This window comes from Crocinitomicaceae bacterium, assembly GCA_016708105.1.
GTDB lineage: Bacteria > Bacteroidota > Bacteroidia > Flavobacteriales_D > Crocinitomicaceae > JADJGJ01.
Genome location: JADJGJ010000001.1, coordinates 2314672 through 2341369, shown reverse-complemented (window position 1 = coordinate 2341369; position 26698 = coordinate 2314672). Strand labels below are relative to the sequence as shown.

Annotated in this window: 23 protein-coding genes and 1 tRNA gene; 15 read left to right on the top strand and 9 right to left on the bottom strand. The window is 37.8% G+C overall.

Features of this window, described 5'->3' with window-relative positions; translation table 11 throughout:
* Positions 1–44: 44 nt before the first annotated feature.
* Both IPH66_10245 and IPH66_10240 read right to left on the bottom strand, forming a co-directional pair.
* Positions 45–1076, bottom strand: coding sequence for a glycosyltransferase family 2 protein (locus IPH66_10245; GenBank protein MBK7129726.1), 1032 nt, complete (start codon positions 1074–1076; stop codon positions 45–47).
* Between the two features lie 21 nt (positions 1077–1097).
* Positions 1098–2540: a GWxTD domain-containing protein gene (locus tag IPH66_10240; GenBank protein MBK7129725.1), complete on the bottom strand. Its 1443-nt coding sequence runs from the start codon at positions 2538–2540 to the stop codon at positions 1098–1100.
* Positions 2541–2714: 174 nt separating this feature from the next.
* On the opposite strand from IPH66_10240, the gene IPH66_10235 reads away from it, so the two are divergent.
* Positions 2715–2800, top strand: a tRNA-Ser gene (locus IPH66_10235).
* Positions 2801–3116: 316 nt separating this feature from the next.
* Positions 3117–3563 (top strand): hypothetical protein, encoded by a 447-nt coding sequence (locus IPH66_10230; protein MBK7129724.1) that lies wholly within the window; start codon positions 3117–3119, stop codon positions 3561–3563.
* 104 nt (positions 3564–3667) lie between these two features.
* On the opposite strand, the gene IPH66_10225 is transcribed toward IPH66_10230, so the two are convergent.
* Complete coding sequence (locus tag IPH66_10225) at positions 3668–5263, bottom strand: peptide chain release factor 3 (protein ID MBK7129723.1); 1596 nt, start codon at positions 5261–5263, stop codon at positions 3668–3670.
* A 215-nt stretch (positions 5264–5478) separates the two neighbouring features.
* On the opposite strand from IPH66_10225, the gene IPH66_10220 reads away from it, so the two are divergent.
* Entirely contained in the window at positions 5479–6279 is an 801-nt protein-coding gene (locus IPH66_10220) for a murein L,D-transpeptidase catalytic domain family protein (GenBank protein ID MBK7129722.1), read from the top strand.
* A gap of 106 nt (positions 6280–6385) precedes the next feature.
* Here the strand turns inward: IPH66_10220 and IPH66_10215 are convergent, their stop codons facing one another.
* Together IPH66_10215 and IPH66_10210 are read right to left on the bottom strand one after the other, a co-directional pair.
* Positions 6386–8599, bottom strand: coding sequence for a T9SS type A sorting domain-containing protein (locus IPH66_10215; protein MBK7129721.1), 2214 nt, complete (start codon positions 8597–8599; stop codon positions 6386–6388).
* A 196-nt stretch (positions 8600–8795) separates the two neighbouring features.
* The gene (locus IPH66_10210) at positions 8796–10040 is read right to left on the bottom strand and encodes a permease (GenBank protein ID MBK7129720.1); all 1245 of its coding nucleotides are present in this window, start codon (positions 10038–10040) and stop codon (positions 8796–8798) included.
* 76 nt (positions 10041–10116) lie between these two features.
* Between IPH66_10210 and IPH66_10205 the strand changes: the two genes are divergently transcribed.
* From IPH66_10205 to IPH66_10165, 9 genes are all read left to right on the top strand, one after another.
* Complete coding sequence (locus IPH66_10205; GenBank protein MBK7129719.1) at positions 10117–10875, top strand: SDR family NAD(P)-dependent oxidoreductase; 759 nt, start codon at positions 10117–10119, stop codon at positions 10873–10875.
* Positions 10876–10877: 2 nt separating this feature from the next.
* A complete protein-coding gene (locus IPH66_10200) occupies positions 10878–11429 on the top strand; it encodes a HutD family protein (protein ID MBK7129718.1) in 552 nt (183 codons plus the stop codon).
* Positions 11429–11962, top strand: a complete 534-nt coding sequence (locus IPH66_10195; protein ID MBK7129717.1) for a methylated-DNA--[protein]-cysteine S-methyltransferase — start codon at positions 11429–11431, stop codon at positions 11960–11962. The genes IPH66_10200 and IPH66_10195 overlap by 1 nt, the downstream gene beginning before the upstream one ends.
* Positions 11963–12276: 314 nt before the next feature.
* A complete protein-coding gene (locus IPH66_10190) occupies positions 12277–15657 on the top strand; it encodes a methylmalonyl-CoA mutase family protein (protein MBK7129716.1) in 3381 nt (1126 codons plus the stop codon).
* A gap of 7 nt (positions 15658–15664) precedes the next feature.
* Entirely contained in the window at positions 15665–17638 is a 1974-nt protein-coding gene (locus tag IPH66_10185; protein MBK7129715.1) for a SpoIIE family protein phosphatase, read from the top strand.
* A 107-nt stretch (positions 17639–17745) separates the two neighbouring features.
* Complete coding sequence (locus tag IPH66_10180; protein ID MBK7129714.1) at positions 17746–18078, top strand: carboxymuconolactone decarboxylase family protein; 333 nt, start codon at positions 17746–17748, stop codon at positions 18076–18078.
* Between the two features lie 39 nt (positions 18079–18117).
* Entirely contained in the window at positions 18118–18726 is a 609-nt protein-coding gene (locus IPH66_10175; GenBank protein ID MBK7129713.1) for a TIGR04282 family arsenosugar biosynthesis glycosyltransferase, read from the top strand.
* 12 nt (positions 18727–18738) lie between these two features.
* Positions 18739–19338, top strand: coding sequence for a WbqC family protein (locus IPH66_10170; GenBank protein MBK7129712.1), 600 nt, complete (start codon positions 18739–18741; stop codon positions 19336–19338).
* Positions 19339–19503: 165 nt separating this feature from the next.
* Positions 19504–19809 carry a hypothetical protein gene (locus tag IPH66_10165; protein MBK7129711.1) on the top strand — a complete coding sequence of 102 codons (306 nt, stop codon included), beginning with the start codon at positions 19504–19506 and terminating at the stop codon, positions 19807–19809.
* Positions 19810–20060: 251 nt separating this feature from the next.
* Here the strand turns inward: IPH66_10165 and IPH66_10160 are convergent, their stop codons facing one another.
* The 3 genes from IPH66_10160 to IPH66_10150 all read right to left on the bottom strand — a co-directional run bounded on the left by IPH66_10160 (position 20061) and on the right by IPH66_10150 (position 23335).
* On the bottom strand, positions 20061–21959 hold the full coding sequence (locus tag IPH66_10160) for a von Willebrand factor type A domain-containing protein (protein ID MBK7129710.1): 1899 nt from the start codon (positions 21957–21959) through the stop codon (positions 20061–20063).
* Between the two features lie 375 nt (positions 21960–22334).
* On the bottom strand, positions 22335–22892 hold the full coding sequence (locus tag IPH66_10155) for a hypothetical protein (GenBank protein MBK7129709.1): 558 nt from the start codon (positions 22890–22892) through the stop codon (positions 22335–22337).
* 35 nt (positions 22893–22927) lie between these two features.
* Positions 22928–23335 (bottom strand): hypothetical protein, encoded by a 408-nt coding sequence (locus IPH66_10150; protein MBK7129708.1) that lies wholly within the window; start codon positions 23333–23335, stop codon positions 22928–22930.
* A gap of 146 nt (positions 23336–23481) precedes the next feature.
* Between IPH66_10150 and IPH66_10145 the strand changes: the two genes are divergently transcribed.
* Positions 23482–24249: a YdcF family protein gene (locus IPH66_10145; GenBank protein ID MBK7129707.1), complete on the top strand. Its 768-nt coding sequence runs from the start codon at positions 23482–23484 to the stop codon at positions 24247–24249.
* Between the two features lie 13 nt (positions 24250–24262).
* Here the strand turns inward: IPH66_10145 and recR are convergent, their stop codons facing one another.
* A complete protein-coding gene (gene recR / locus IPH66_10140; protein ID MBK7129706.1) occupies positions 24263–24883 on the bottom strand; it encodes a recombination protein RecR in 621 nt (206 codons plus the stop codon).
* A gap of 98 nt (positions 24884–24981) precedes the next feature.
* Here recR and IPH66_10135 point away from each other — a divergent pair, with 98 nt between their 5' ends.
* Both IPH66_10135 and IPH66_10130 read left to right on the top strand, forming a co-directional pair.
* Positions 24982–25521, top strand: a complete 540-nt coding sequence (locus IPH66_10135) for a hypothetical protein (protein MBK7129705.1) — start codon at positions 24982–24984, stop codon at positions 25519–25521.
* A 20-nt stretch (positions 25522–25541) separates the two neighbouring features.
* Positions 25542–26675, top strand: a complete 1134-nt coding sequence (locus tag IPH66_10130) for a glycosyltransferase family 4 protein (protein ID MBK7129704.1) — start codon at positions 25542–25544, stop codon at positions 26673–26675.
* The last annotated feature ends 23 nt before the right edge of the window (positions 26676–26698 follow it).

The window sequence follows — 26698 nt, the reverse complement described above, 5'->3', positions numbered from 1 at the left end:
AGGGAGTATTCTGAAGAACAGCGTCAAATAGTCGCTGTTTTTTTTTATCGAGTAAAGAAATCTTGCTCTTTTAGTTGAGTAAAAAATTTCAATCCGCCTACAAATTTTCTGACAACAATATTTCGTTTATACTGTCCGGAGAAATTTGGATTGCTCACCGTTTTTCTGATTGCTCTGCGTTGTTTCAGTAAGGTTCCTAGATGTCCGTAAAAACTGAAGTGCGCCTTGATCACGGCAAAGCAATGTTTGAATTGTCCTTTCAAAATAAATACCAAGCCAGCAACACCATCAAGGCAGAGACGCATAAAAATTTTTACCGGTAGAAACCCCTGATAATTTTTACTCATCATGTACAAACTGTTTCTGAAATTCAGATACGTTTTTTTGGGATTCATATAATTGAGTGTGCCTCCGCCAACATGATAAATTTTAGATTGTGCACAATAAAAGATGCGTTTACCTTTTAACTTAAGTCGCCAGCACAGATCAATTTCTTCCATGTGAGCAAAAAAATCGGCATCTAGTCCACCAGCTTCGTGGTAATCTTTAGACCGAATAAACATGCAGGCACCGGTAGCCCAGAAAATTTCACGCGTACGGTTATATTGTCCCTCGTCTGTTTCTGTAATTTCAAAAATGCGACCTTGACAAAATGGATAAAAATTTTTATCCAAAAATCCTCCGGCTGCACCTGCATGTTCAAATTTTGTCTGATCATGCCAGGCAATAATTTTGGGTTGTACCGCAGATATTTCTTTTTCCGTTTCAAGTAAGCTAAGACAAGGTTCTATCCAGTTGGGTGTTACTTCAATATCTGAGTTCAATAAAACATAATATTCTGCTGAAACGTGTTTTAAGGCATCATTGTAGCCTTTTGCAAAGCCACCGTTTTCATTGTTGATGATGATTTTAATTTCAGGATAGTGTGTTTTTACAAATTGAACTGAATCATCTGTAGAAGCGTTGTCAGCAACAACCACAGTATAACCTGATGAATATTTCATCACCGAAGGCAGAAACTTTTCAAGAAAGTTTTTTCCGTTGTAATTGAGAATTACTACTGCAAGCTTATCCATAAACAATCCTCAGCAAACATACTAAGGATTTATGTAATACGTATTGCTGTTTCCGCCGTAATGCAGATAATTTCCGTCGTTTGGATCATCCACGTTAGTGAAAGGTGAATCTCTTTTATGAAGGTCATGTTCCCAGCGGTAGTTCTGAAGTTCGCCCTGCATTTCAGAATGCAGTAATGGATAATCATTGGTAACCAGATCAGGATTATAGAATACAAATCGGATATTTGAGCGCTGACCAATTCGGTAATATTGCCAAATTTGATAAGGGTAAGCACTTGGTTCATTTGGTCTGTCCATCACTACATCAGGTGCCCCGTATTTGAGATAAACTCTGCCGCGGTCAGTTTCATATCCCGCTTTGATCTGTGTACCAAAAGCGCGCTGACAATAATAGACTTGCTCTTTGTATTTAAGCCATGCAAAATATGTGTCGTTTGGACTGGTAGTAAACCAAAAAGCGTAAAAATATTTTTGCATCAGCGTGGTGTCTGTACTCTTCAATAATTTTCTGATGCTCTCATATTCGTAGTTTGGTGAAATTGGCATGATGCTACCTAAAAAATACGGAACCGAATCCCAAGGTATATCATTCAAAAAGGTTGGATCTATTTGTATGGTTTCAAGTGAGAGGTCAGCTAAATCTTGTTGATCATTTCGCCGCTGAAAGAACACGTTTTTTGAAAGTAGGGTATCATTATTTTTATCTACCAAATTAATCACCAGATCATACTCACCGGAAGGCAAGGCATCAATAGGTAAATAACCAATTACAGGAGCAATGGTTTGAGTTTTCTGGCGTTGCACTTTAAAAATTCCGTCAACCGGTTTACCTGTTGTGAAACCATTAATGCTGTATGTCAATAGATAGTCAGTATCTTCTCCAAGCAAGTTTGCATTATACACTTCAAAATAGAATGCAATTTTATTTATTTCAGGCGGAAAATAATTGGTAAGGTACGGTAACATAAAAATTCCGTTGCGCACAAAATTGCCCGTTGCTTCAGTTTTGCGAGCATCTTCAATGAATTCTACATCTGAAATAAAAACATCGTCCTTTTTATACTCATTGATGATGATAGATTGCTGACCACTTACGGTTTGACCTGAGATTACATCTTTCAATATCAATTCATAATTATAAATACCGGGACCAATGCCGTAATGCTGCACATCATAAAAGTCTTCAACAATAGAATCAGCCATCAGAGGAGACGAGAGCAAGTATTTATCAACAAAAACCACGCTGTCTTTCCATCTGAAAATTTGCGTAATTTCTAGCTGAGCCATAAGTCCGTTACCTTCATTTTTATATTTCAATGTTCCTGCTGAAAATTGCAGACTGGTCACAACATAAGGTTGCTGTTCAGGCGTATAATAAATTTTATAATTGAAAAATGCTTGCGGTACGGCCGCAGCATAAAGTGTCCACGTTAAGGCAAAAATGGTCAGAAGTCGAACCATAAAAAAAATAATTTACTCTGTAAAGGTACAAAAACTGCACCAATGCATTGGGTGAATTGATTCAGAGGTAGTAATTGGTTAGTTTGGGGGGGAGGGCGAGTGATCCCAAATTCAACTTTATCCAAAATTTCTTCAAAAAATTTGTTTATAAGAAAATATAGCTACTTTTGCAGCGGAGAAATGGCAGAGCGGTCGAATGCGGCAGTCTTGAAAACTGTTGACTGAAAGGTCCGGGGGTTCGAATCCCTCTTTCTCCGCCAGATTGAAAACGAGATTCTAAATGGGTCTCGTTTTTTTTTTGGTGGGAATCGAAGACAGTTAATTTAAATTTATATACCTGATATTGCCTTTACCGATTACCTTTGCGTCAGATGTTTTCAACTACTCTTAATACCAATGTCCAAATTTCATAAATCTTTTCTGATAATTTCAATTATCCTCTCAAGCTCGGTTCTGGTATATGATGAATTAGGAAGACAATTTATGATCAGCACGTGTGAAACGATAATTGATGAAATGAAATCAAATAATTATTCGCCTGAATTGTTGAATGAGATTAACAGTGATTTTGATAAAATGAACCAATTTAATTTAGTTAAAAAAATCTTTGGGATTGTGCCTCAGATTATTGGTTTTGCGGTGTTATTTTTCTTGTTCAAAGCACAGGTTAGTTCAATATTGAGTGTGGTTTTAAGCATACTTGCTGCAAGCGTTACAATGTGGGTCATCAATCACCCAATTCCGTTTCCAGAGTATTTTAATCTTGGTTCTCTGTCACGTGTAATTTCTACTGCACTATTTATAATTTCACTACACACAATCACAAAAACTGTAAAGATTTGGCAAGGGACTTTTTTTGTTTTTGCGGCTTTTATCGTCATGCACAATTTGGTACTTCTGAATCCTGAGGTATTCATGAATATTCAAATTATTGTTCTTCATGAAATTGTCATGTATTCATTTTTTGTTTTGACTACTGGTATAGTTTTCCTTTCTGCTAAAAAATTGAGTTTACCTCAATAAGCAAGCTGAAAGTTGCCTGTTATTAAAGTGCTCCAATGAAACATTCTTAAAGATGTTGCAATGGGCTAATCTGGTTCTCATTTAAAAAAATGCTCGCTCCCTAATCAATTTTTCCCCACTTTAAAATCTGAGGTAAAATGGAACGTGATGTCCTTGTAGTCTTGCTGTGCCATTTGCAGAAGGAAAGGAGTTTCCGCAAGAAATACGGGGTTCTTGTCTTTATCTTGTGCTATGTAAATAGTTTTTGCACGAATGAATTGATCTAGTTGTTGTTGATTCGTTGTGGTCATCCAACAAGCTTTGTAAAATCGCTTTGGTGTGAATTCGCAAGTTGCGCCATATTCATGCTCAAGTCGGTATTTGATTACTTCAAACTGAAGCTGACCTACAGTGCCAACAATCTTTCTGTTTCCGGGTTGTTGTGTGAATAATTGCGCAACGCCTTCATCGGTTAATTGCTCAATTCCTTTTTCAAGTTGTTTTGATTTCAGTGGATCACGGTTTTCCAATTCCATGAATATTTCAGGTGAAAAGCTGGGAATTCCTTTGAAAGAGTAGTTGGATGTTTCAGTCATGGTATCACCAATTTTAAAACTTCCGGTATCATATAATCCAACAACATCACCCGGAAAGGCTTCATCAATAACGCTTTTGTCTTGCGCCATAAAGGAGGTTGGATTAGCGAACTTGAAATTTTTGTCCAGTCTTACATGGTGATAAAATTTGTTGCGCTCAAATTTGCCTGACACTACTCTGAGGAACGCAATACGGTCACGATGTTTAGGATCCAAATTGGCGTGAATTTTAAAAACAAATCCGCTGAATTCTTCTCTTTGTGGCTCAATAAAACCTGCGTCAGTTTCGCGTCCGCGCGGCGATGGAGAAACTTCAAGAAAGGCTTCAAGCAATTCTTTCACACCAAAATTATTAATTGCACTTCCAAAAAATACCGGTGCTAAATCTCCGGTCAAATAATTTGCTTTGTCAAATGGATCATACACGCCTTCAATCAATTTGAGTTCTTCACGCAGTAAAGCCGCAGCATCTTCACCGACCAATTGATCAATTTCATTACTCTTCACATCTTGAATGGAAATGACTTCTTCTGCAATTTTAGTTTTGTTGGCAGCAAACAGGTTGAGTTCTTTGCGGAAAATATTGTAAACTCCTTTAAAGGTTGCGCCAATGCCAATAGGCCATGAAAGTGGACGTACGCGAATTTTCAGCATGTTTTCCAATTCATCCAACAAGTCAAATGGATCACGTCCCTCGCGGTCCATCTTATTGATAAAAATAATTACCGGAGTTTTGCGCATACGGCATACTTCCATTAATCGTTCGGTTTGTGCTTCAACACCATTGGCACAGTCTATGACCAGAATAACGCTGTCAACAGCAGTGAGGGTGCGATAGGTGTCTTCAGCAAAATCTTTGTGACCGGGAGTATCCAGAATATTCACTTGTTTACCATTGTATTGAAATGCCATCACAGAGGTTGCTACGGAAATTCCTCTTTGTTTTTCAATTTCCATAAAATCTGAAGTAGCCGTTTTTTTAATCTTGTTACTTTTTACGGCACCTGCAGTTTGAATAGCGCCTCCAAAGAGCAGCAATTTCTCTGTCAGCGTGGTTTTACCTGCATCAGGGTGTGAGATAATGGCGAAGGTTCTGCGTTTTTCTATTTCTGTATCAAATTTCATGTAGCTAATTTATTTATCTCGCTTTTTATTCAGCTTGTATAGTTGTTATCGTTTTTATTTATCCTAAATCGCCTGTTAAAGTGATCTGTTGAGGTTTTTTTGGTCTGGTTTTGAATCGGTTTTGATCAGGCAAATTTCCCTGATGGGCTAAAATTAAGCTTTCTTAACATTCTTAAAGGCGGCAAAAATAGGCACTTTTCATATTTTTACGATATATGTGTGCAAGGAAACGTAAAAAAACGCCCGTTTTTTTCGTTTTGGTTTCGCTGGTCACAACGCTGGTTTCTTTTTCTGGTCGTGCGGAAGAAGTAAACGTTTCAGAGTTGCTGAATGTGGATTCTATCTATACAAGGGCGAAAACGGAATTCGAAAATTACGCGCAGACGGTATATCATGAAATTGATGATACCTCATTGTCTTATGAAGCTTTTCTTCAAGGATTAACGGGTTATTGGAATCTGGAAAAACGGGGTGAACTTCCCCGAAAGGATATTTTAACCGTGGTTGATTTCTCTAAACCTTCTAATGAAGAGCGTCTTTATATCATTGATCTCTGTAAAAACAAAATCATTCATCGCTCATTGTGCGCCCATGGTGTGAATAGCGGCGGACTCTATGCGCGGCATTTTTCCAATGAAGAAAACTCACATCAAAGTAGTCTAGGTTTTTATGTGACAACAACTACGTATACCGGCAAGTATGATTTGGCGCTTCGCATTGATGGTATGGAGCATTCAAATTCTCACGCAAGCAGCAGAGGGGTGGTTATTCATGCCGCAAAATATGCAACGTATGAGTTTTTAGATCAGAATGCCTGTACTTTAGGCAGATCATATGGTTGTCCTGCCTTGCCATTTGAAAATTTTAATCAGGTAGTTGAATGGATCAAAGGAGGAACTTGTTTCTTCATCTATTATCCAAGCAGATCATATCAACGTCATTCTAAATATCTGAACAGAAGAAATTATTTGGAAGATTTTGTTGTTATGCCGGAGGACATGGCATGTACTGAGTAGGCATTATTTTTTAGCCTGTAGAAATTGATTCTTTGTTCGCTTTTCTAGTACGAGAATAATAATGGTTTGAAGCCAATAGACTAACATTCTATCCAGTCAAAACATTTCAAAATACAACCAGCCGTTCAGACAAAGTTTTGCTTTGACTTTTAAGTTGTATCACATAGTTTCCTTTTGTCCAACTTGAAATATCCAATAGAATTTCTGTCGAGTTGGCATTTGCCGTGATCAGATACTCTTTCACAGTTCGTCCAAATGAATCTGAGATGATGATGGTATAGCTTTGACCAGACACAGATTCAAATGATATTCGCACGTCATCAGTTGCCGGATTTGGAACAACTAACAAGGATTTTTCTGTGCTATAAAAAACAGAAATGGGTTCTTCTGTAGAGCTTTCACCACTTTCAAAATAAGCAACCAGACGATAATAATTATTGCCTTGAGAAGGATTCAAATCAGTGAATGAATATTCTTTTCCTGTCTCTGTTCCGTCAGATAAAAAGCTGGCGATAGTTTTATAAACTCCATCAGCGCCAGCACGTTGAAGATTTATCTTTTGTATTCCTGCCTCTGACAAGGTATTCCAATTGATAATTATTTCTTGATTTTGTTGTGCCGCAGTGAAATTTTCAAAGCGCAGAGGCAAAGGGCAACCAATATTAAATGTGGCAAGCACACTTACTCCACAAGCATCTGTTACCGTACATGTGTAAACCGCAGGTGTAACACCCACACTAATTGTTGGTGTTGTTGCTCCTGTGCTCCATGTGTACGTGTAACCGGGAACTCCGTTAGCAGTAGTTGGATCTAAAGTAAAAGAACCTACGCAATCAGGATCATTTAATGTTTGGGAGCCGTTGCCTGTAGCTGTGTTTCCTAATGTCTCAATGGTACTACCGGTTAGTGTGACTATCCAAGTATTGTTGTTGATGCGCTGGCAGCTTGTACCACAATTACCACCTGTATTGCAGTAGCAGTATGAATTGTAAATAGTAAAGTCAACATTTCCATTGCAAGCCGGGCCAAGACATGCAATCAATCCAGAAAAGTCAAGGTTGGTTCCGGTACAGGTTCCTGGATTGTTTACGTTGCAGCCCCAGTAACCGTCAATTCCACAAGTAGTTTGAAAGTAAAAACCGGCATCACTCATCCAGCAAGAAAAAAAACAAGAACCTACGAGCGTTTCATGTACAATACTGAAGTCTGCCGCTGTTAAGGTTGAATTGGCAGGTCTTGGAACAGAAAGCGTGTAAGCACAATCAGCACCCGGTCCTCCGCAGAATGAGCCGTTAATTCTGAATCTCATATCTCCTGCGGTATAAGTTGCAGAAGAAGTTACCACAGGGTCAATCACCAATGGATATTGCACAGCGGGATTGTTCATCCAAGTTTCAGGAACATAAATTTGTAATTTGTTTGAATTTATTTTGTATCCAAAAGTGGTTGAATTGTCTCTGATACCAGAATGATCATAACCAAATGCGGCAGAAATATATACGCCTTCACCATTCGTATTGAGATATTTTGCTGTTCCTGTTTGTGCACCTGTACCCGATTCAACAGACCAAATTTCATCCATCACCAATGAGTAATCAGACCCTCCCTGAAATTCATCTTCAATGACCAAATGTCCGGTAGTAAAGCCTGGATTTGAATTCAGAATATAACTGGTTTTCAATTCTCCATGTCCTGATTTGATTTCAATATCAATACCTGGCCAAGCATTTTTAATATAAACACCATCATCACCGGCAGTGTAATCTGACCAATTTGCGTTGCCAAGTTGTGTAATGGTTCCTGTACCTGAGTCATGATAGAGCTTTAGATTGCGGTTCATTGAAATAATTTCTCCGGAAGGTAGAACAAAAGAAGTCAGTTTATTTTCTGTATCAATGATCATCGGAAAATCTTGATGAAGTGAAAGAAATCTTCCTGGATGATGTGCATCCGGCATCATGCGTTGATCGTAGGTTCTTAGATATCCTTGTTCATCTTTATAGTGAATGTAGCCGTATGATGCCTGACTGTAAAATTGAGTTCCTTCACTTCCTTTTTCTACAAACATGCGGGTAGAATCAGTACGCAAATGAATCAACTCAATACAATTTGTACATGGCGCATTATAAGGTAGCATGCCAAATTCCGGATGATTGTGAAATTCTTCCGGAACAAGATTTAATAATTCTTTCGTAATATCTGTTGTGGTAGACGTGAAGGTGTTATAATTGTTCACTTTTTCAGTCATAGTTTGACTGATGCCACTCAAATAAAAAACGAAAGAGATTATAAATAATAGTGCAGTTTTTATCCTCTTCATCTTTTTCAAAATAGATTTTCTCATTCACTTCATCAACATCAAAAAGTTTGCATGACAAATGAGTAAGCCAAAATTACGGATATTTTAACCTAAAGGCAATGAGAATTTTAAATGAAGTCTATCTAAAACAATTGATTAGCGCTGAAATTTTATTATACTAAAACTAGTTGTGCAGAAATTCGAAGGAAGGCAACCTTCAGGAAGTCATTTTTCCTTTGAATTGATAGCCAAGCTGGTCAATGGTTTCTTCCAATTTTTTTTCATCAATTTTACCTTCAATGATGAGTTTGTTTTCTGCGGGAATTGCGTTAGCGCTAGATACACCATCTATTGCGCACACAGCTTTTTCAACGGATGATTTACAGTGATTGCAAGTCATTCCTTCTACGATATATTGATCAGACATACTGGTTGATTTTGAAATAAATTTTGATGGAATTATTTTTTTAATTTCTGCAAACAAAATAAATAGGCTAAGCAAGATAGCCGAGCTTAGAGAAATCCAACTGATATCGTCGTGTTGATGTGCGTGTTGATGATTTGCAATGGCATCTGTAATAAACCAATTAGCAGGCAACACATAATCTATCAAAAGACCAAAAAATATAGCAAACGTAACGATAGTCACAAGGTAGATAATGGTTGATTTTTTTCCAATAGTTTTCCATAAAACAGTGATAGTTGCAGCATTTGTCGCCGGACCAGCCATTAAAAAAACCAGAATTGCACCCGGTGATACACCACTAGCAAGCAATGCTACAGCAACCGGAATAGAACCGGTAGCACACACATACAACGGAACACTGGCAAGCAAAATGATCAGCATATTGAGCAGTGGATAGTCAAGATATGTGGTGAAAACAGTTGGCGGTAAAAGCAGTGTGATAGCAACTGCAAGGGCAATTCCGGCTAATAATGGCCTTGAGATATCAGCCAGAAAATCAACGAATGCATATTTGAAAACACGAATGAAAGCTGATGTTTTTTTCTTTTTTGAAGTGCTGATCTCTGCAGATATGGGTAGGGGCTCAGTGACTAAAATATCTGTGGTCACACCTCCTGCAACACCTGTAATCAAAGCAACCAATGGTCGTAGTATAGCCCATGCCGGACCCATTGCAAACCAAGTTAACGTGATGGAATCAACACCTGTTTGTGGGGTAGAAATCAAGAATGAAGTAGTAGCCCCTCTGCTTGCTCCGCTTCTGAAAAGAGAAACACCTGTTGGTATAACACCGCAAGAACATAGAGGAAGTGGTATGCCAATAAGCGCAGCACGAATGGATGAAACAACTTTTTTTGAACCGACAAAATTGCTCAACCGTGATGCACTAACCAGAACATTTAAAACACCGGCAAACAAAAATCCAAGCAAAAGATACGGTGCCATTTCCAGCAAAAGGTCAAAGGCGGTGTATAGTATCTTCAGCAACAATTCCATGACACAAAGTTAGTACAAATACAAATTCATCTTGCTGTAAAAAAATCTGATTAATTTAGTCTTGCAAAATCAAGATATGCATAAAATAATAGTAGTTACCGGCGCGACGTCGGGATTTGGAGAAGCAACCGCGATGCGATTTGCAAAAGAAGGTCACAAACTGATCATTACCGGACGACGAGCTGATCGTCTTGAAAAGTTAAAGTTAAAAATTGAGAAAGAATTTCACACTCAGGTTATCATCCTGAATTTTGATGTGCGTGATCAGGTTGCCGTGAAAAAAGCAGTTGCATCTCTGCCTGATGAATGGAGGAAAATTGATGTGCTGGTTAATAATGCCGGCTTAGCCAGTGGTCTTGATCCAATTCAAAGTGGCGATACAGAAGATTGGGAAAAAATGATTGACACCAATGTGAAAGGTCTTCTTTATGTTTCAAAAGAAATTATGCCATTGATGGTTGCCAGAAAAAATGGACACATCATTAACATTGGTTCTACCGCAGGTAAAGAAGTGTATGCTAATGGCAATGTGTATTGTGCTTCAAAATACGCAGTAGACGCTATCACTAAAGGAATGCGCATTGATTTGTTGCCGCATGGAATTAAAGTGACTCAAATTGCACCGGGTGCAGCTAATACTGAGTTCGCTACAGTTCGTTTTCATGGTGATAAAGAGAAAGCAAACGCTGTTTATAATGGATATCAGCCTATGTCAGCACAAGACATCGCAGAACTGATTTATTATTCAACAACCCTACCTGCACATCTCTGCATCAATGATTTGGTTGTGACATCTCTGGCTCAGGCGAATAGTTTTTATTTTCATAAAGCCTGAGCATGGAAATTATTTTTGCAAGTGAGCTTGAGACAGCAGAATGGTCAGGTGGAACAACAACTCAACTTTTTATTTGGCCAAGAAATAGTTCGTATAAGCAACTCAATTTTGATTTCAGAATTTCAACGGCAACCATTGAAGTGCAAACATCGAAGTTTACACAACTGCCCGGAGTAAAAAGAACACTAATGGTGCTTGAAGGATCTTTAGAATTGCAACATAAAGGGCATCATCAAACAATACTTGAGCGATTTGAAAAAGATGAATTTTCAGGCGATTGGGAAACAGTGAGTGGAGGAATGGCTGAAGATTTTAATCTCATGGTGCTTAATCCAAGCATGAAAGGTTTTGTGAGGCACATGCAAGTGAGCAAAAAAAGCAAGATCACCTTTACGGCAACGGCACATCACTTTATTTATATCTATCGCGGTACCGTTTTACTCAATGATTCTACTACGCTAAGTAGAGGAGATTGTATTTATTTCAATGGTCAGGATGAAATTAATCTCAGTGGTGTGTCTAACGCCGTATTCATTTATGTAGTTGTTGAGTGATGTTGAAACTGGTTCATACAAAAGCAGAAAGTCCAATTGGTCAGCTTGATATTGTGGCTTCAGAGCGTGGCATTGTAATAGCACTTTTTGAAGATTCAGAACAAACAACAAAAGAAATTTCACGCCTGATAAAAAAATTAAAAGCAGAATTAATCATTGGAGAAAATCGTCATACTCTTGAATTTAAAAAACAGTTGCGCGAATATTTTTCCGGTGCCAGACAGCGTTTTTCTGTTCCGCTTCAATTAATTGGAACCGCTTTTCAAAATGAAGTATGGACTATTACCCGTGCAATACCTTATGGCAAACAGGTAAGTTACAAAGCTCAGACTTTGAAGTTCAGAGACATCAAATCAGTTCGCGCTGTGGGTAGGGCAAACGGACTCAATAAAATTATGATAGCAATTCCCTGTCACCGTGTAGTTGCGTCTGACGGAAAACTTTCAGGCTACGCAGGCGGTATTGACCGCAAAAGGTTTCTTCTCAACCTCGAAAGACAAGCGTTGGGTGAAAGGGATTTGTTTAGTGAGTAGGGTGCAAATTGGTCTCTGTAAAAAAAACCTCCTCCCTTGAGGGAGGACAGAGGAGGGTGACCGTATATCGAGAATAAACCCTAAAGCATTGTTTTTAAATGAAGTCATGCTGTCACCCTCAAGGGAGGAAAGATACGGGGCAAAATTGAATCTAACCTCTTCGGATCATAAAAGTCACAACGCAATGCCTAGAAATGCTAAACTGTTTGTATTCCATTGCCCATTACTTGCTCTTTATAGCTAAAAAACAAGCCCTTATCTTTCCCTCACTTTTCCCTATATTTGTACCTCTTCCAAATCACGCTCAATAAACTATGGAACAAGTACAACCTTACAAACCAAAACATAACGTCAGAGTAGTTACTGCTGCATCACTTTTTGATGGGCATGATGCCGCCATCAATATCATGCGTCGCATTATTCAGTCAACCGGTTGTGAAGTGATTCACCTGGGGCATGATCGCAGTGTGGAAGAGGTGGTGGATTGCGCCATTCAAGAAGATGCACAGGCAATTGCCATGACATCTTACCAAGGTGGGCATACAGAATATTTGAAATACATGTATGATTTACTCAAACAAAAAGGAGCGGGTCACATTAAAATATTTGCTGGAGGCGGTGGAACCATTCTTCCGTCTGAAATAAAAGAATTACAAGATTACGGCATTACACGTATTTATCACCCAGATGATGGTCGTGCGTTGGGCTTGCAGGGTATGATCAATGATCTGGTTCAAAAATCTGATTTTCCGGTGGGTGATCAACTGAATGGTGAAGTCAATCATCTGGCTGAAAAAAATATGTTGAGCATTGCCCGATTGATTTCTGCTGCAGAAAATTTTCCGGATAAAGCAAAAGCTGAATTAGATAAAATTAAATCACTTGCTGAAAAATCCAAAACTCCGGTGCTGGGTATTACCGGTACAGGTGGCGCGGGAAAATCGTCTTTAGTTGATGAACTTGTACGCAGGTTTCTTCTTGATTTCCCGGATAAAAATATTGCCATTGTTTCGGTTGATCCTTCTAAAAGAAAAACCGGGGGTGCTTTGTTGGGTGATCGTATTCGCATGAATGCAATACGCAACAAACGTGTTTATATGCGTTCTCTTGCAACGCGTCAAAGTAATCTTGCCTTGTCAAAATATGTAGCTGAGGCTATTCAGATTCTCAAAGCAGCTAATTATGATTTGATCATTCTTGAAACTTCAGGAATTGGGCAAAGCGACACGGAGATACTTGATCATTCACATGCATCTCTCTACGTAATGACACCTGAATTTGGTGCAGCAACGCAACTTGAAAAAATTGACATGCTAGATTTTGCAGACATTGTTGCGCTCAATAAATTTGACAAACGCGGTGCGCTGGATGCTTTACGTGATGTGAAAAAACAATACAAGAGAAATCATAATTTGTGGGATGCAAAAGATGAAGATATTCCGGTTTTTGGAACCATTGCATCACAATTCAATGATCCGGGAATGAATACATTGTACAAAGCGGTGATGCAGAAGATAGCTGAAAAAACAGGTACTCCTCTGAACTCAGCTTTTGCAATCAGTAAAGAAATGTCTGAAAAAGTTTTTGTGATTCCGCCTTCACGTACACGGTATCTTTCAGAAATTTCAGAGAACAACCGCAACTATGACAGTTGGGTAAAACAACAGGTTGACGTAGCAGATCAATTACATGGTTTACAAAAATCAATTGAAACGTTGCGCAATTCAAAATTGGATGATAAAGACAGACTTATTAAAGCATTGCAAGAAAGTTTTGAAACCATCAAAATGAATCTTGATCCAAAAAACTGGAAAATAATTGAAGCGTGGAATGAAAAAGTAGCACGCTATAAATCACCCGTATATAAATACATTGTTCGTGACAAAGAAATTTGCATTGAAACACATACTGAATCATTGTCACATTTAAAAATTCCTAAAGTCATTCTACCTAAGTACAAAGGTTGGGGAGATATTTTAAATTGGTCGTTGCAAGAAAATGTTCCGGGTGAATTTCCATTTACTGCGGGCTTGTTTCCATTCAAGCGTGAGGGAGAAGATCCAACCAGAATGTTTGCCGGAGAAGGTGGACCTGAAAGAACAAACAAGCGTTTTCACTACGTGAGTTTGGGTATGCCCGCCAAACGTTTATCTACTGCATTTGATTCAGTGACTTTGTATGGAAATGATCCGGATTTGCGACCTGATATTTACGGAAAAATTGGAAATTCAGGCGTATCAATCTGTTGTCTTGATGACGCTAAAAAATTGTACTCAGGTTTTCATCTTACTGATCCTAAAACGTCTGTGAGTATGACTATTAACGGACCTGCTCCGGTAATGTTAAGTTACTTTATGAATGCCGCAATTGATCAGGAATGTGAATTATATATTCGTCAACATAAGCTAGAAAAACAGGTTGAAGACAAATACAAAGAACTTTACGATTCAAAAGGATTAGTGCGTCCTGCGTATCAAGGCGAGTTGCCTGAGGGGAATAATGGATTAGGTTTGATGTTACTTGGTTTAACAGGTGATCAAGTTTTGCCGGCAGATATCTATGCAACAATCAAAGCAGAAACACTAAAAAAAGTTAGAGGAACCGTTCAGGCAGATATTCTCAAAGAAGATCAGGCGCAGAATACTTGTATTTTTTCGACAGAATTTGCCTTACGTTTAATGGGAGATGTGCAAGAATATTTTATTACAAATGGTGTACGCAATTTTTATTCAGTTTCCATTTCAGGATATCATATTGCAGAGGCGGGCGCAAATCCAATTTCACAGTTGGCATTCACTCTGGCGAATGGATTCACCTATGTAGAATATTATTTGAGTAGAGGAATGGATATCAATAAATTTGGGCCTAATCTTTCATTCTTTTTCTCCAACGGAATTGATCCTGAGTATGCGGTGATTGGACGTGTTGCTCGCCGAATTTGGGCAAAAGCCATGGCAAAAAAATACGGTGCTGATGAACGCACACAAATGTTGAAATACCACATTCAAACGTCAGGTCGTTCATTGCACGCGCAGGAAATTGATTTCAATGATATCCGCACAACCCTGCAGGCCTTGTATGCAATTTATGATAATTGCAATTCTCTTCATACCAACGCGTATGATGAAGCCATCACAACACCTACAGAAGAATCAGTGCGAAGGGCAATGGCTATTCAATTAATCATTAACCGTGAGTTAGGCTTAGCAAAAAATGAAAATCCAATGCAGGGTTCATTCATCATTGAAGAGTTGACAGATTTGGTTGAAGAAGCAGTGCTTTCTGAATTTGATCGTATTACAGAGCGAGGAGGTGTATTAGGGGCAATGGAAACTATGTATCAGCGCAGCAAAATTCAAGAAGAATCATTGTACTATGAAACGCTGAAACACACCGGAGAATTTCCTATCATTGGAGTTAATACTTTTTTGAGTTCAAAAGGTTCGCCTACCATTATTCCTGCTGAAGTAATTCGCGCAACAGAAGAAGAGAAAAAATACCAGATTGAAATGCTGAATAATTTGCACAAAGCTAAAGCCGATAAAGCGAAACAAGCTGTGGAACTTATACAGCATGCGGCCATTCAGAATAAAAATATTTTTAATGAAATGATGGAAGCAGCAAAACATTGCTCACTGGGACAACTCACATCAGCCATGTTTGAAGTTGGCGGACAATATAGACGAAATATGTAACCGTGAGATGCGCAGAAAATTTCTTCGGTTATCGTTAGTTATTGCAGTCCTTCTAGTCGGGCATAATCTTTTTGCTGCCACTGAAGATTCTTTGATCATTGCTGATTTGATTAAAAAAAGTAATGAGATCTATTATGAAAATCCTGATAGCTCATACAGGCTTTGTTGTGAAGCAGAAAAAAAATCGCAGTATTATGGCAATACGCAATTCATGGGAGATATTGCTCATTGCAAGGCCCGTTATCATTTGCTGGTTACTGATTATGATTTGTCGGCAACTGAAATAAATTTTGCGATTCAAATTTTTGAACAGCAAAAAAATTATCCTAAACTATCTAGGGCTTATTCGCTAAAAAGTATTTTGCTTGATCGTATCGGAGAACCTGATGCATCAACAAATATGTTGCGTGAAGCGTATTTTATCAGTAAAAACCACGGTGACCGTGATGGTGAGATTGGTAGGTTGATTAATCTTTCACTTGATTTTATTGAGAGGAATTATGCAGATTCAGCGTATCATTATCTCTTGTTGTTGGAAGCACTGCAATCATCCATGGATGAGCGTGACCGATATTTTCTTGAACAAAATCTTGGACTTTATTATCATTTGACTGAAGATTATACGAAAGCTGTTTATTATTTCAACCGCGCTTGGTTGGTGGCTGATCAGCAAAAAATGACGGACAGCAAAGCAACCATTTGTGCTCGTCTGGCAGAATCTTATCTTGCTTTAAATATGCTTAATGAGGCGGAGAAATTTGCTTTGGAAAGTTATCAGATTGCAGTAGATAATAAACTCATTTTTGAAGAAGAAGATGCAGTAATTCAATTGGTAAAAGTATATGAAGCGCAAGAAAATTATCAACGTGCTTTTGATTTCAGAGGCAGACTAATTGAGGTTGAAGAGCGCATCAATAAAATTGAGAAGGTTCAGCAACTCAAAGAAGATGAATATAAATTGAGTCTTACAGTAAAAGAAAAAGAGTTGGCTGAAAAAGAAAATGTGATTAATGCAGAAAAGTTGAAATCAGCAGAAGCAAAAAATCAGAATATGCTGCTATACTTTGTGCTTGTTTTGGTTGTATTAATCTTGGTTTTCACCGTTTATATTTATTTGCAGACATCAAAATTGAACAAGGCAATTGCACTGAGTAAGACCATTCTTGAGCAAAGGAACAAAGAGATAATGGACTCAATTCATTACGCAAAACAAATACAAGATGCCATTTTGCCACCGGTGCGTTATGTTTCTGAAATTTTGCCTGATAATTTTATTTTTTATCGTCCGAAAGATGTTGTTGCCGGAGATTTTTATTGGATAGAACAAACCGCTGATAAAATATACTTTGCTGTTGCAGATTGCACCGGACATGGTGTACCCGGTGCTATGGTCAGCGTGATTTGTCATAATGCACTCAATCGTTCTTTGAAAGAGTTTGGATTTTCAAAACCATCTGAAATACTTGAAAAAACATCTGAACTTGTGGTAGAAACTTTTGTAAAAAGTGATCGTGAAGTAAAAGATGGGATGGATATTGCATTGTGTGCATTTGACAAAAACAATTTTACTTTACAATTTGCGGGTGCCAACAATCCGGTTTGGATTATGAAGTCAATACACTCTGAAAATTTAGGCACGGTGTCTCCAAAAAATTTACTTGCGTCTGAAGACAAAGTATTGATAGAGATACGTGGTAACCGGCAGCCAATTGGTTACTTTGAGAAAAAACAAGTGTTCCTGAATCAAACGGTTCAACTTGAAAAAGGCGATGTAATATATCTTTCAAGTGATGGATACTTTGATCAGTTTGGCGGTGACAAAGGCAAAAAAATCAAGAGTAAAAATTTCAAAGAAAAACTATTGAACATTCAAAATTTCACCATGAAAGAGCAGCAAGAAATGATTATATCTCTCTTTGATACTTGGAAAGGTGATTTTGAACAAGTAGATGATATTTGTGTGATGGGTGTGAGGGTGTAAGGTTTTTTAAAGAACCGACGGCTAAGCTTATATTATTTTATATATCTAAGTTTTTATTCGTTGAAAAAATTAGGAATCAATTAAGTTATCACAAAAAAAAAGATCAAATGAAAACCTATTACAATCCTGAAGACCTAAAAAAGTTTGGACAAATTGGGGAATTTGAGCCCGGTCTGGCAAAAAAATTCTTTGATTATTATGGTGAAGTTTTTAAAGACGGCGCCTTGACAGCTCGTGAAAAATCGCTCATTGCGCTGGCGGTTGCACATGCGGTTCAGTGTCCATATTGCATTGACGCATATACAACAGATACGCTTGAAAAAGGCTGTGATTCTGCTCAGATGATGGAAGCAGTTCATGTTGCTGCTGCTATTCGCGGTGGAGCTTCACTGGTTCATGGTGTGCAAATGATGAATAAATATAAAGATGTTTCAATGTAATTTTTGCAGAACTGTTTTGTCTGTTATCTTTGATATAATATGACTGAAACCCTTGTGATAGTTTTTGCCAGAAATGTGCGTGCCGGCAGAGTTAAAACGCGCCTTGCAACGATGATTGGAGATAGCAAGGCTCTTAAAATTTATCAGTTGCTGAAAGATCATACGATCAGACAATGTGAAACCTTGCAGCATGACAAGGCGGTTTATTACACTGATTTTATTCCCGCTTCAGATGAATTTACCCGTGCCGGATTCAAACAAAATTTACAACAAGGAAATGATTTGGGTGAGCGCATGGTGAACGCCTTCAGATCTGCATTTATTCGTGGATACAATCAGGTTATTTTGGTTGGAAGTGATTGTTACGAATTAGAAAGTCATCATCTCACACAAGCATTTTTTGAACTTAGCAGACACCAAGCTGTTATTGGCCCTGCTAAAGATGGCGGATATTATCTCATTGGATTTACAGAAAAGTATGATGCCAAAATATTTGATCAAATAGCATGGAGCACACCGGATGTTTTGCCTGCTACCCAACAACGAATGAAAGATGTTGGTATTGACTTTGCATTGTTGCCTGAATTGGGTGATATAGATACATTTGATGACTTGTTGCGGTATCCCGCCCTGGTTGGTTTATTGTGAATTGATCAGATTATGCGCAACCTTGCAACGGCATACCTTCCTAACATTTCATTCTTCTCAGCAATCTATTCAGAAGACAAGGTGATTATTTCAGGTGATGAGATTTTTCCAAAACAAACTTTTCGCAATCGGTGTGTTATTCTCAATGCAAACGGAACGCAGAATTTGATTGTGCCTGTTGAGAAACCCAAGGGTCATGAAACAATGACGTGTGATGTGAAGGTAAGTTATGCTGAAGATTGGGTTACCAACCATGTGCGTTCAATTGAAAGTGCATACAGGCGCACACCATATTATGAGTATTATATTGATTCACTTCAACGCATTTATCATACAAAATTCGAGTTCTTGTCAGAATTAAATTTGCAATTATTGAATTTTCTTGTTGATAAAATCGGGTTATCATGCCAAGTGGAATATGTTGCTTCAGATGCCCCTCTTGATAGGTCTGCCCGCGAATTAGCTGACCCTAAAAAGCAAAACGAATATTCGGGTAAAGCATACCTTCAGACATTTACAGAGCGGTATGGATTTGTTCCAAATTTGAGCATACTTGATTTGCTCATGAATGAAGGACCAAATTCTATTTCTATTCTATCCTCCCGTATTTAAAGGGATGCAGGTCTTTTTCATAATTAATACTGTCTTAACACAAGGTTACCAAATATTGACTACGTTTACATCAAATTAGTGATAAATGAATGTCCTCGAACGGTTGAGGATATATAAAAAGAGTTCACGCACTGAAATGCAACAATCAAAAACCGGCATATAACTATGAAAACACAAGATCAGATTGGGCAGGAGCCAGCGGCAGACGATTCAAAAAACGAGGTGAAAGCAAAGCCAGTAAAAAAACCAAGAGCGAAAAAAACAACGGTTAAGAAGAAGTCATCTGCTAGTCCGGCTAAAAAGAAAACTACCGCAAGCCCTAAGAAAAAGACAGTAAAAAAATCTGCGGTGAAGAAGAAAAAAGTAACAGCTAAGCCTGTTGAAAAATTGAAGCCTACAGGCAAATCAAAAAGAATTCAGACGATAAAAAGCAGACTGATAAGGCAAACAAAAAGGCTGAAAAGAAATTAAAAAAGGAAGAAAAAAAGCTGAGAAAAAAAGCTGAGAAAGAAGCCAAGAAAAAAGCAAAGGCAGAACGCAAAGCGATGAAAGAATTGAAAAAGGCAGCAAAAGTAAAGTCTGAAAAACCAAAAGCAAAAAAGACAAAAAAATAATATCTTACTCAATAAAAAAAGATCGGACCCGGAGGTTCGATCTTTTTTTATGGTCCAATCTTAAACACTGCTCAAATGATTGACAGTTACAAGATATTATTCTTTGAGTTATTGAATTTCTTTTGTCAATTCAACCAATCGCATGAATTCTGAGCGGTATCCGTTTTTATCATCTCCCTTGCCATCTTTTGACCAGGTCAACACATCATCATAGGTTGCAACACCGCGGTAATCTGAATTGCGCAACAACATAGCAAATGCTGCAACCGCCGATGAAAACTTGAAGTCATGACTCAATTCAGACCAAGCAGTGATTTTATTATCCAGATTTTTTACAATGAGAATTGAGTTATCACCATCAGGCTTTTTGTAGCGGAATTTAACGGTAAGCATTTCGTTACTGAGGGCAGACTGGCTATGATCAGGTTGCTGATATCTCAAAGGATCAACAGTTGGTGCTGAGCCCTGACCTTTCAGAACAATTTCGTAAAGCGCAGTTACAGAATGACCGGCTCCAATTTCACCTGCATCAACTTTGTCATCATTAAAATCCTCTTCATTCAATAATCTATTTTCATAGCCAACCAAACGATATGATTCAACTACCATTGGATTAAATTCAACTTGCACTTTTACATCTTTGGCAAGGGTTAATAGCGTACCACCAATTTCAGTGACCAAAACTTTTTTAGCCTCAAGCAAGTTATCAATGTAGGCGTAATTTCCATTCCCTTTGTCAGCCAGTACTTCAAGTTTTGAATCTTTATAATTGCCCATTCCAAAACCAAGGCAGGTAAGGTAAATTCCGGAGTTTCTTTTATCTTCAATCAAGCGTTGCATTTCTCCATCACTGCTCATGCCTACATTAAAATCTCCGTCTGTTGCAAGTATGACACGGTTATTTCCGCCTTCAATGAAATTTGATTCTGCTACTTTATACGCTAATTGTATTCCCTGCCCACCAGCGGTTGATCCACCTGATTGCAGCGCATCAAGTGATTCCAGAATTTTAATTTTATTTTCTTTGGTAGTTGAAGTTGATTCAAGCACTACCCCTGCGGCACCTGCGTATACCACTATGGCCACTTTGTCTTCAGGGCGCAATTCATCAATCAGCATGCGGAATGATTTTTTAAGCAGCGGTAATTTATTTTCTGCACTCATTGACCCGGAAACATCGAGTAGAAAAACCAAATTATTTGCCGGTAAGTCTTTGGTGTTTAATCTTTCACCTTGCAAGCCAATATGCACTAATTTATTGGTTGGATTCCACGGACAATCACCAACTTCAGTAGTGATTGAGAAAGGGTGCTCATCTATTGGATCAGGATAATCATAATCAAAATAATTAATGAATTCTTCAACGCGCACAGCATCAACCGGAGGCTTTGTACCTGACATCAGATAACGACGGACATTAGAATAAGATGCTGCATCAACATCCACTGAAAAAGTAGAAAGCGGATTTGCTTGTACGTTTTTATATCCGTTTTCATTTACTGCATTGTATGATTCTGTATTGCCACCAAAATCATCGTATAAAACTGTTCCACTTCCGTAACTGTAACTCAAATCTCTTTTGGGTGCTGAGCTTTTATATTCTTTATGCAATTCTTCAGATTCAGTGGTAATGAGATTCATTTCTACTTCAACTTCAGCTTGCTTCATTTTAATGGTGATGTATTCTGTCATTTCAGGCATCACGTGAATATCTTTCATCGTGATAGATTCGTAAGCAACATATCTGGCTTCTAATGAATAAGTGCCGGGCAACAAATTCTTGAATAAAAAATGACCATCAACGTCTGACACTTGGGTTGTTGCCTGACCGGCTGCATCACGCAGAATCAATGAAACAAAGGTTAAGGTATCGCCGGTTTTAGTGTCAACGGCATAGCCATCTATACTTCCGGGTTTGTCTTGTGATAATGCCAAATTGGATTTGAAAAAAACTATTCCAAAAACCAAAATGAATAGGAGTAAAAATTTTTGAGTACCTGTTTTCATACGTGTATTTTTTTAGAAGATGCAGATGATGTCAGATTTTCCTAATCAGAATTTGTTTTGGTCTGAAATCGGTACTGCATCAAACATTCAAGCATCTGTACAAGCGAATGACAAATAGGTTCAAAAAAAATAATGGAAGGGATTGATTGGGTAGATTGTCTTTTTTGAATGAAACGGACTATGTATAAAAGCAGAAGTGCAACCTTGATTAAAAGTACTGAACTTAATGCTAACCCACTCAGCTGCGCAAAAACTTTTTTAATAATCCCGATAGCCATCGGGAGTGTATAAAAATTTTTGTGCGGCGCTGCTGCCATGAAACACTTAAAATTGGAGAACCGAAGCGCTATTACTTCTAGACCCTATGTAAAAGTTTTAATTACCCAACTTAATTCCGATTCCAATTCTGAGATACCCGTTTAAACTAAACCAATCAACTTTCGAAGGCAGAGTGGCATATGTGCGCCAAGATAACAATCCTCCGATTCCTATATCATGAAGAAAGTAGCATTTGGTTCCGATTGGCACTTCAAAACCATATCCTATAAAGCTTTCGAAGTAATGATTAAATTTAGGTTCGCCAGAAAAGGTATATTGTAAGTTGTACAAATAGTACTTTGTTAGTGCGTGGAAATAAAAATTTAATTTGTTCGATTCACCTACTGGGAAGAATTTATAACCCGAACTTAATTCAAATGAGTTCAGCGGATTCCCAGGGAACTGCCATTGGTTAAATAAATTGATTCCGATTCCTGCCAAAAATTTACTCTTTTTTCCAAATGAAAGAACATAAGTAGGCGTAAGATTTATCGAACTTAATGACGCTGACGTACTAAATTCAATACCATGTTTGTTCCTTATCAGCATTTCATTGTCTTGACACAAAATAGTCGAGGCAAAAACAAAAGTGCTCGCAAGTATCAGAATTTTCATGATGCAATCGAATTACTTATAACAATCACATAAAATCACAGTTTCCTAAAGTAAACCGGCCAAGATAAAATAAGTAAAAGACCAATTAGCGCAGGTGATATTTCATTGACAACAGAAATTGGAGCACCGGCTTGAAGTTCAAATACTATGCCTTGTACCCCTGAAAAGGGTAGAATTAATGAAGCCATTAAAATGAGAATCATTAAGGTAATCCATGCTCCTTTTCTAAAACCAAAAACAAAGAATGAAGTAATGAGAATGGCAAGTTGAATGCCTACTAATAGGAGACATGACACGCCTTGGGCAAAATTGTGTAAAGCTTCAAACTCGTTTCGACTTACCGGCTCTGTTAATTCTTTGTATGTTAAATACAAAACAACCAGCGCCCAAACAATAGATAGTGCAGCTCCGATACGTGCAAAGATGGGTGCATATTTTTTCATGTCAATTCATTTTTTGTTAAACGAATATAAGGTGATTTTGTGATTGAGATGCAATTCGTTACCCTTTTTACCGGTTCAAATTCTCTCCAAACAGATTTAAACCCGACTCACACGCAATCTTCACATGAACTCTTATCTTTGAATCTATGTTTTTTATTCTCTCTAAAATACTTGATTTTCTTGCGCACCCATTTTATTGGATCATCATATTGTTTGTAATAGCTTGGTTTACCAAACGTGAGCGATTAAAAAAATGGACATTCAGAGCGGGAATTATCTGCACCATATTTTTTACAAATACGGTGATATTTTGTGAATTTGCCAGGTTATGGGAACCTGATGGGAAAAAAATTGAAGAGATACCACATCATGACTGCGCTATCGTTTTGGGTGGCATGGCAGAATTTGATAATACACTGGGAAGATTAAGTATGCGCCGCGGTAGTGATCGAATATGGCAAGCAATTCATTTGTATCATCTTGGAAAAGTTGACAAGATATTAATTTCAGGCGCTAATGGTGATCTAGTGAATAAAGGCTTAGACGAAGCCAGACAATTCAGATCTGTATTAATTGACAATGGAATTCCGGCGCAAGATATCTTGGTTGATTCTCTTTCAAAAAATACCTGGCAAAACGCGGTTGAGTCAAAAAAAATTGTTGATGCTCATCCTGAATTGAAGCGTTTTTTGCTGGTGACCTCTGCCATTCACATGCCTCGTGCTGAAGGTTGTTACAAGCAAGCCGGATTTGAAAATATCACCACCTTTACAACAGATCACTATACCGGTGCTGAACGAAATTACCAATTTGATCAATGGATTTTGCCCAATGAAAGTGTTCTTGCTGATTGGAATAGATTAATTCATGAATGGGTTGGGTATGCAGTGTATGCCATGAAGGGTTATTTGTAGAAAAAAATCAAACCTACTTTTTTACCGGCGCAAATTCAAATGGCGTGCGGTTAAGGATTGAACGACCAAGGGTAAGTTCATCTGTATAATGCAATTCAGTTCCAATAGAAACTCCGCGTGAAAGGGTAGTGATGTTGATGCCGCTGTCAGCTAGTTTTCTGTAGAGAAAAAAGTTTGTTGTGTCACCTTCCATAGTTGCGTTGAGTGCAAGTATTACTTCATCTACTTCTCCATTATTCACTTTATCAGTCAGGGGTAAAATGTTGAGATCATTTGGCCCAATGCCTTCCATAGGTGAAATGACACCACCCAATACATGATAAATTCCAAAATACTGTTGTGTGTTTTCAATGGCCATGATATCCCGAATATCTTCAACAACACAAACGATTCTCTGATTTCTGCCGGGTTGTGAGCATATATGACAAATTTCATGATCTGAAATATTACCACATTGTTTACAGGTGATGATTTTAGTTTTTATTTCACTCAGAGCCTTAGAAAAGGAGACAATTTCCTCTTCTTTTCGTTTCAAAATATTCAATACCAGACGCAGTGCCGTTTTTCTGCCAATGCCCGGCAGTGAGGCAAAGTGGTCTACCAAATCTTCTAAATATTTTGAGGGAATATTCATTCATTCAAATTTATAGATATTATTCCGGCTATATGAAGCAGAATTAAATTTAATTTTAACAACAGATTGGTAATTTTATAAACCAACGTGATGCCACCATGAGTTTGTCTGAGAAATTGAATCTTACTGAAAGCCTTGAACGAAAGTATCCGGTGAAAGTTGATGCATTTCATCAGGCGCTGGTTCAGCGTGTCAGCTTGCGAAGCCCGGGTATGAGCGGTGGACTCAGAGATATCTTTTTATCTTCTCAACAAGAGTATTATGGAAGATTTGATGAGCAAAGTTTTACCATCAGAAAAAAGAAACGGTTTTTTGATTCATTATCCAACCTGGCTTTGATTGAAGGACGTTATTTTCATGAAGGTGAATCAACCCGGGTAATTTTCAATATTTCATCTTTTAACGGGATCATGAAATTTTTTGCCGTGATGCTGGCTTGTTGCTATTTGATAGGTTTTTTATTTTTATGCTTTAGTACGGCATTTAAAGAATGGGGTTTGATACCTTTTGCCTTTCTGGCCGGACATGCGGTAATCCTTTTCTCAATTTTTTACATAATTCTTCGCCGCAGTGTGTCCAAAGTATTTTACCAGATTGATCTTGATTTTGAAAAATATCTCAGAGATTTGGAGAGATAAATCGTAACAAACCTGTTGCAATGAAAAGTTCATCTACACAACGCCTTGCTTTTTTAATTACCTCTACCGGTTGGGGAGGTTTAGAAATGAACGTATTAAAATTAGGTACTGAACTCAAGCAACGCGGTTTTTCTATTCTCTTGATCTCTCAAGAAAAATCAACTATCTACCAGCGCAAAGAAAATGTATTTGATGATACCCTGCTCATTAGTTTTAGAAAAAAATATTTTGATTTCAAAACAGCCAAGCAGATTGCAACCGAATTAAAAAAGAAGTCAATTAGTCAGATTGTGGTTTTTGATAATCGTGACTTGGATGTACTATCCTGGGCAAAACGATGCTATTTTAATAAACTGAAAATTGTGTATCAACAACACATGCAAATTGGCATCAACAAAAAGAGTTTTTTTCATACGCTGCGGTATAAAAGTATTCATACTTGGATTAGTCCGCTTCAATATTTGAAAGATGAAGTTGCCTTGCGCACAAAATTCCCGGTTGCACGGGTGAGGGTGATACCTATTGGCCTGGATACTGCACGATTTGCAAACAATGCTATTTCACAACAAGAGGCTAGATCAATTTTAGGCATCAATACGTCTTTTCCGTTATTAGGAATTATTGGTAGAATCTCAGAAAAAAAAGGACAATTATTTCTGGCTGAATCAGTCAAAAAAATAAATGAAAATGGAATTAGAGTCAATTTGTTGATTTTTGGATCTGCTACTATCAATGATCCAGATTGCGTTGTTTATGATCAGAAATTACATCAGTTCGTAGAAGAAAATAAATTGCAGCAACAAGTCTTCTTTGTTCCGCACCGGTCAGATACGGAATTATTTTACGCCGCATCCGATATTTTTGTCTTGGCCTCGCATAGTGAAACGTATGGCATGGTAACGCTTGAAGCCTTGTGCTCAGGTTTGCCCGTTATTGCAACAACTTCAGGTGGCACCTCCGAAATTCTTGAACAAGGCACAGCAGGTGAATTATATCACTATGAAAACTACACCGAATTGAAAGCAGCAGTGGAAAAAATAATTGGTGATTTATCTCAATCTAAGCTGAAAGCAAATTCACAAAAAGAAAAATTTGCCCGCTTGTATACAACCAAAAATGAGGCAGATAAAATTGCTGAATTGTTGAATGAGTAAGATTTTTAAATACGTAAATTATT

Excerpts from the sequence above, each read along its gene's own strand:
- IPH66_10215 (MBK7129721.1), bottom strand. The coding sequence starts at position 8,599 with ATGAAGAGGATAAAAACTGCACTATTATTTATAATCTCTTTCGTTTTT.
- IPH66_10240 (MBK7129725.1), bottom strand. The coding sequence starts at position 2,540 with ATGGTTCGACTTCTGACCATTTTTGCCTTAACGTGGACACTTTATGCT.
- IPH66_10185 (MBK7129715.1), top strand. The coding sequence starts at position 15,665 with ATGCGCAGAAAATTTCTTCGGTTATCGTTAGTTATTGCAGTCCTTCTA.
- IPH66_10160 (MBK7129710.1), bottom strand. The coding sequence starts at position 21,959 with ATGAAAACAGGTACTCAAAAATTTTTACTCCTATTCATTTTGGTTTTT.
- IPH66_10135 (MBK7129705.1), top strand. The coding sequence starts at position 24,982 with ATGAGTTTGTCTGAGAAATTGAATCTTACTGAAAGCCTTGAACGAAAG.
- IPH66_10170 (MBK7129712.1), top strand. The coding sequence starts at position 18,739 with ATGCGCAACCTTGCAACGGCATACCTTCCTAACATTTCATTCTTCTCA.
- IPH66_10155 (MBK7129709.1), bottom strand. The coding sequence starts at position 22,892 with ATGAAAATTCTGATACTTGCGAGCACTTTTGTTTTTGCCTCGACTATT.
- IPH66_10180 (MBK7129714.1), top strand. The coding sequence starts at position 17,746 with ATGAAAACCTATTACAATCCTGAAGACCTAAAAAAGTTTGGACAAATT.
- IPH66_10220 (MBK7129722.1), top strand. The coding sequence starts at position 5,479 with ATGTGTGCAAGGAAACGTAAAAAAACGCCCGTTTTTTTCGTTTTGGTT.
- IPH66_10195 (MBK7129717.1), top strand. The coding sequence starts at position 11,429 with ATGTTGAAACTGGTTCATACAAAAGCAGAAAGTCCAATTGGTCAGCTT.
- recR (MBK7129706.1), bottom strand. The coding sequence starts at position 24,883 with ATGAATATTCCCTCAAAATATTTAGAAGATTTGGTAGACCACTTTGCC.
- IPH66_10210 (MBK7129720.1), bottom strand. The coding sequence starts at position 10,040 with ATGGAATTGTTGCTGAAGATACTATACACCGCCTTTGACCTTTTGCTG.
- IPH66_10145 (MBK7129707.1), top strand. The coding sequence starts at position 23,482 with ATGTTTTTTATTCTCTCTAAAATACTTGATTTTCTTGCGCACCCATTT.
- IPH66_10165 (MBK7129711.1), top strand. The coding sequence starts at position 19,504 with ATGAAAACACAAGATCAGATTGGGCAGGAGCCAGCGGCAGACGATTCA.
- IPH66_10150 (MBK7129708.1), bottom strand. The coding sequence starts at position 23,335 with ATGAAAAAATATGCACCCATCTTTGCACGTATCGGAGCTGCACTATCT.
- IPH66_10245 (MBK7129726.1), bottom strand. The coding sequence starts at position 1,076 with ATGGATAAGCTTGCAGTAGTAATTCTCAATTACAACGGAAAAAACTTT.
- IPH66_10130 (MBK7129704.1), top strand. The coding sequence starts at position 25,542 with ATGAAAAGTTCATCTACACAACGCCTTGCTTTTTTAATTACCTCTACC.
- IPH66_10205 (MBK7129719.1), top strand. The coding sequence starts at position 10,117 with ATGCATAAAATAATAGTAGTTACCGGCGCGACGTCGGGATTTGGAGAA.
- IPH66_10225 (MBK7129723.1), bottom strand. The coding sequence starts at position 5,263 with ATGAAATTTGATACAGAAATAGAAAAACGCAGAACCTTCGCCATTATC.
- IPH66_10230 (MBK7129724.1), top strand. The coding sequence starts at position 3,117 with ATGAACCAATTTAATTTAGTTAAAAAAATCTTTGGGATTGTGCCTCAG.
- IPH66_10175 (MBK7129713.1), top strand. The coding sequence starts at position 18,118 with ATGACTGAAACCCTTGTGATAGTTTTTGCCAGAAATGTGCGTGCCGGC.
- IPH66_10190 (MBK7129716.1), top strand. The coding sequence starts at position 12,277 with ATGGAACAAGTACAACCTTACAAACCAAAACATAACGTCAGAGTAGTT.
- IPH66_10200 (MBK7129718.1), top strand. The coding sequence starts at position 10,878 with ATGGAAATTATTTTTGCAAGTGAGCTTGAGACAGCAGAATGGTCAGGT.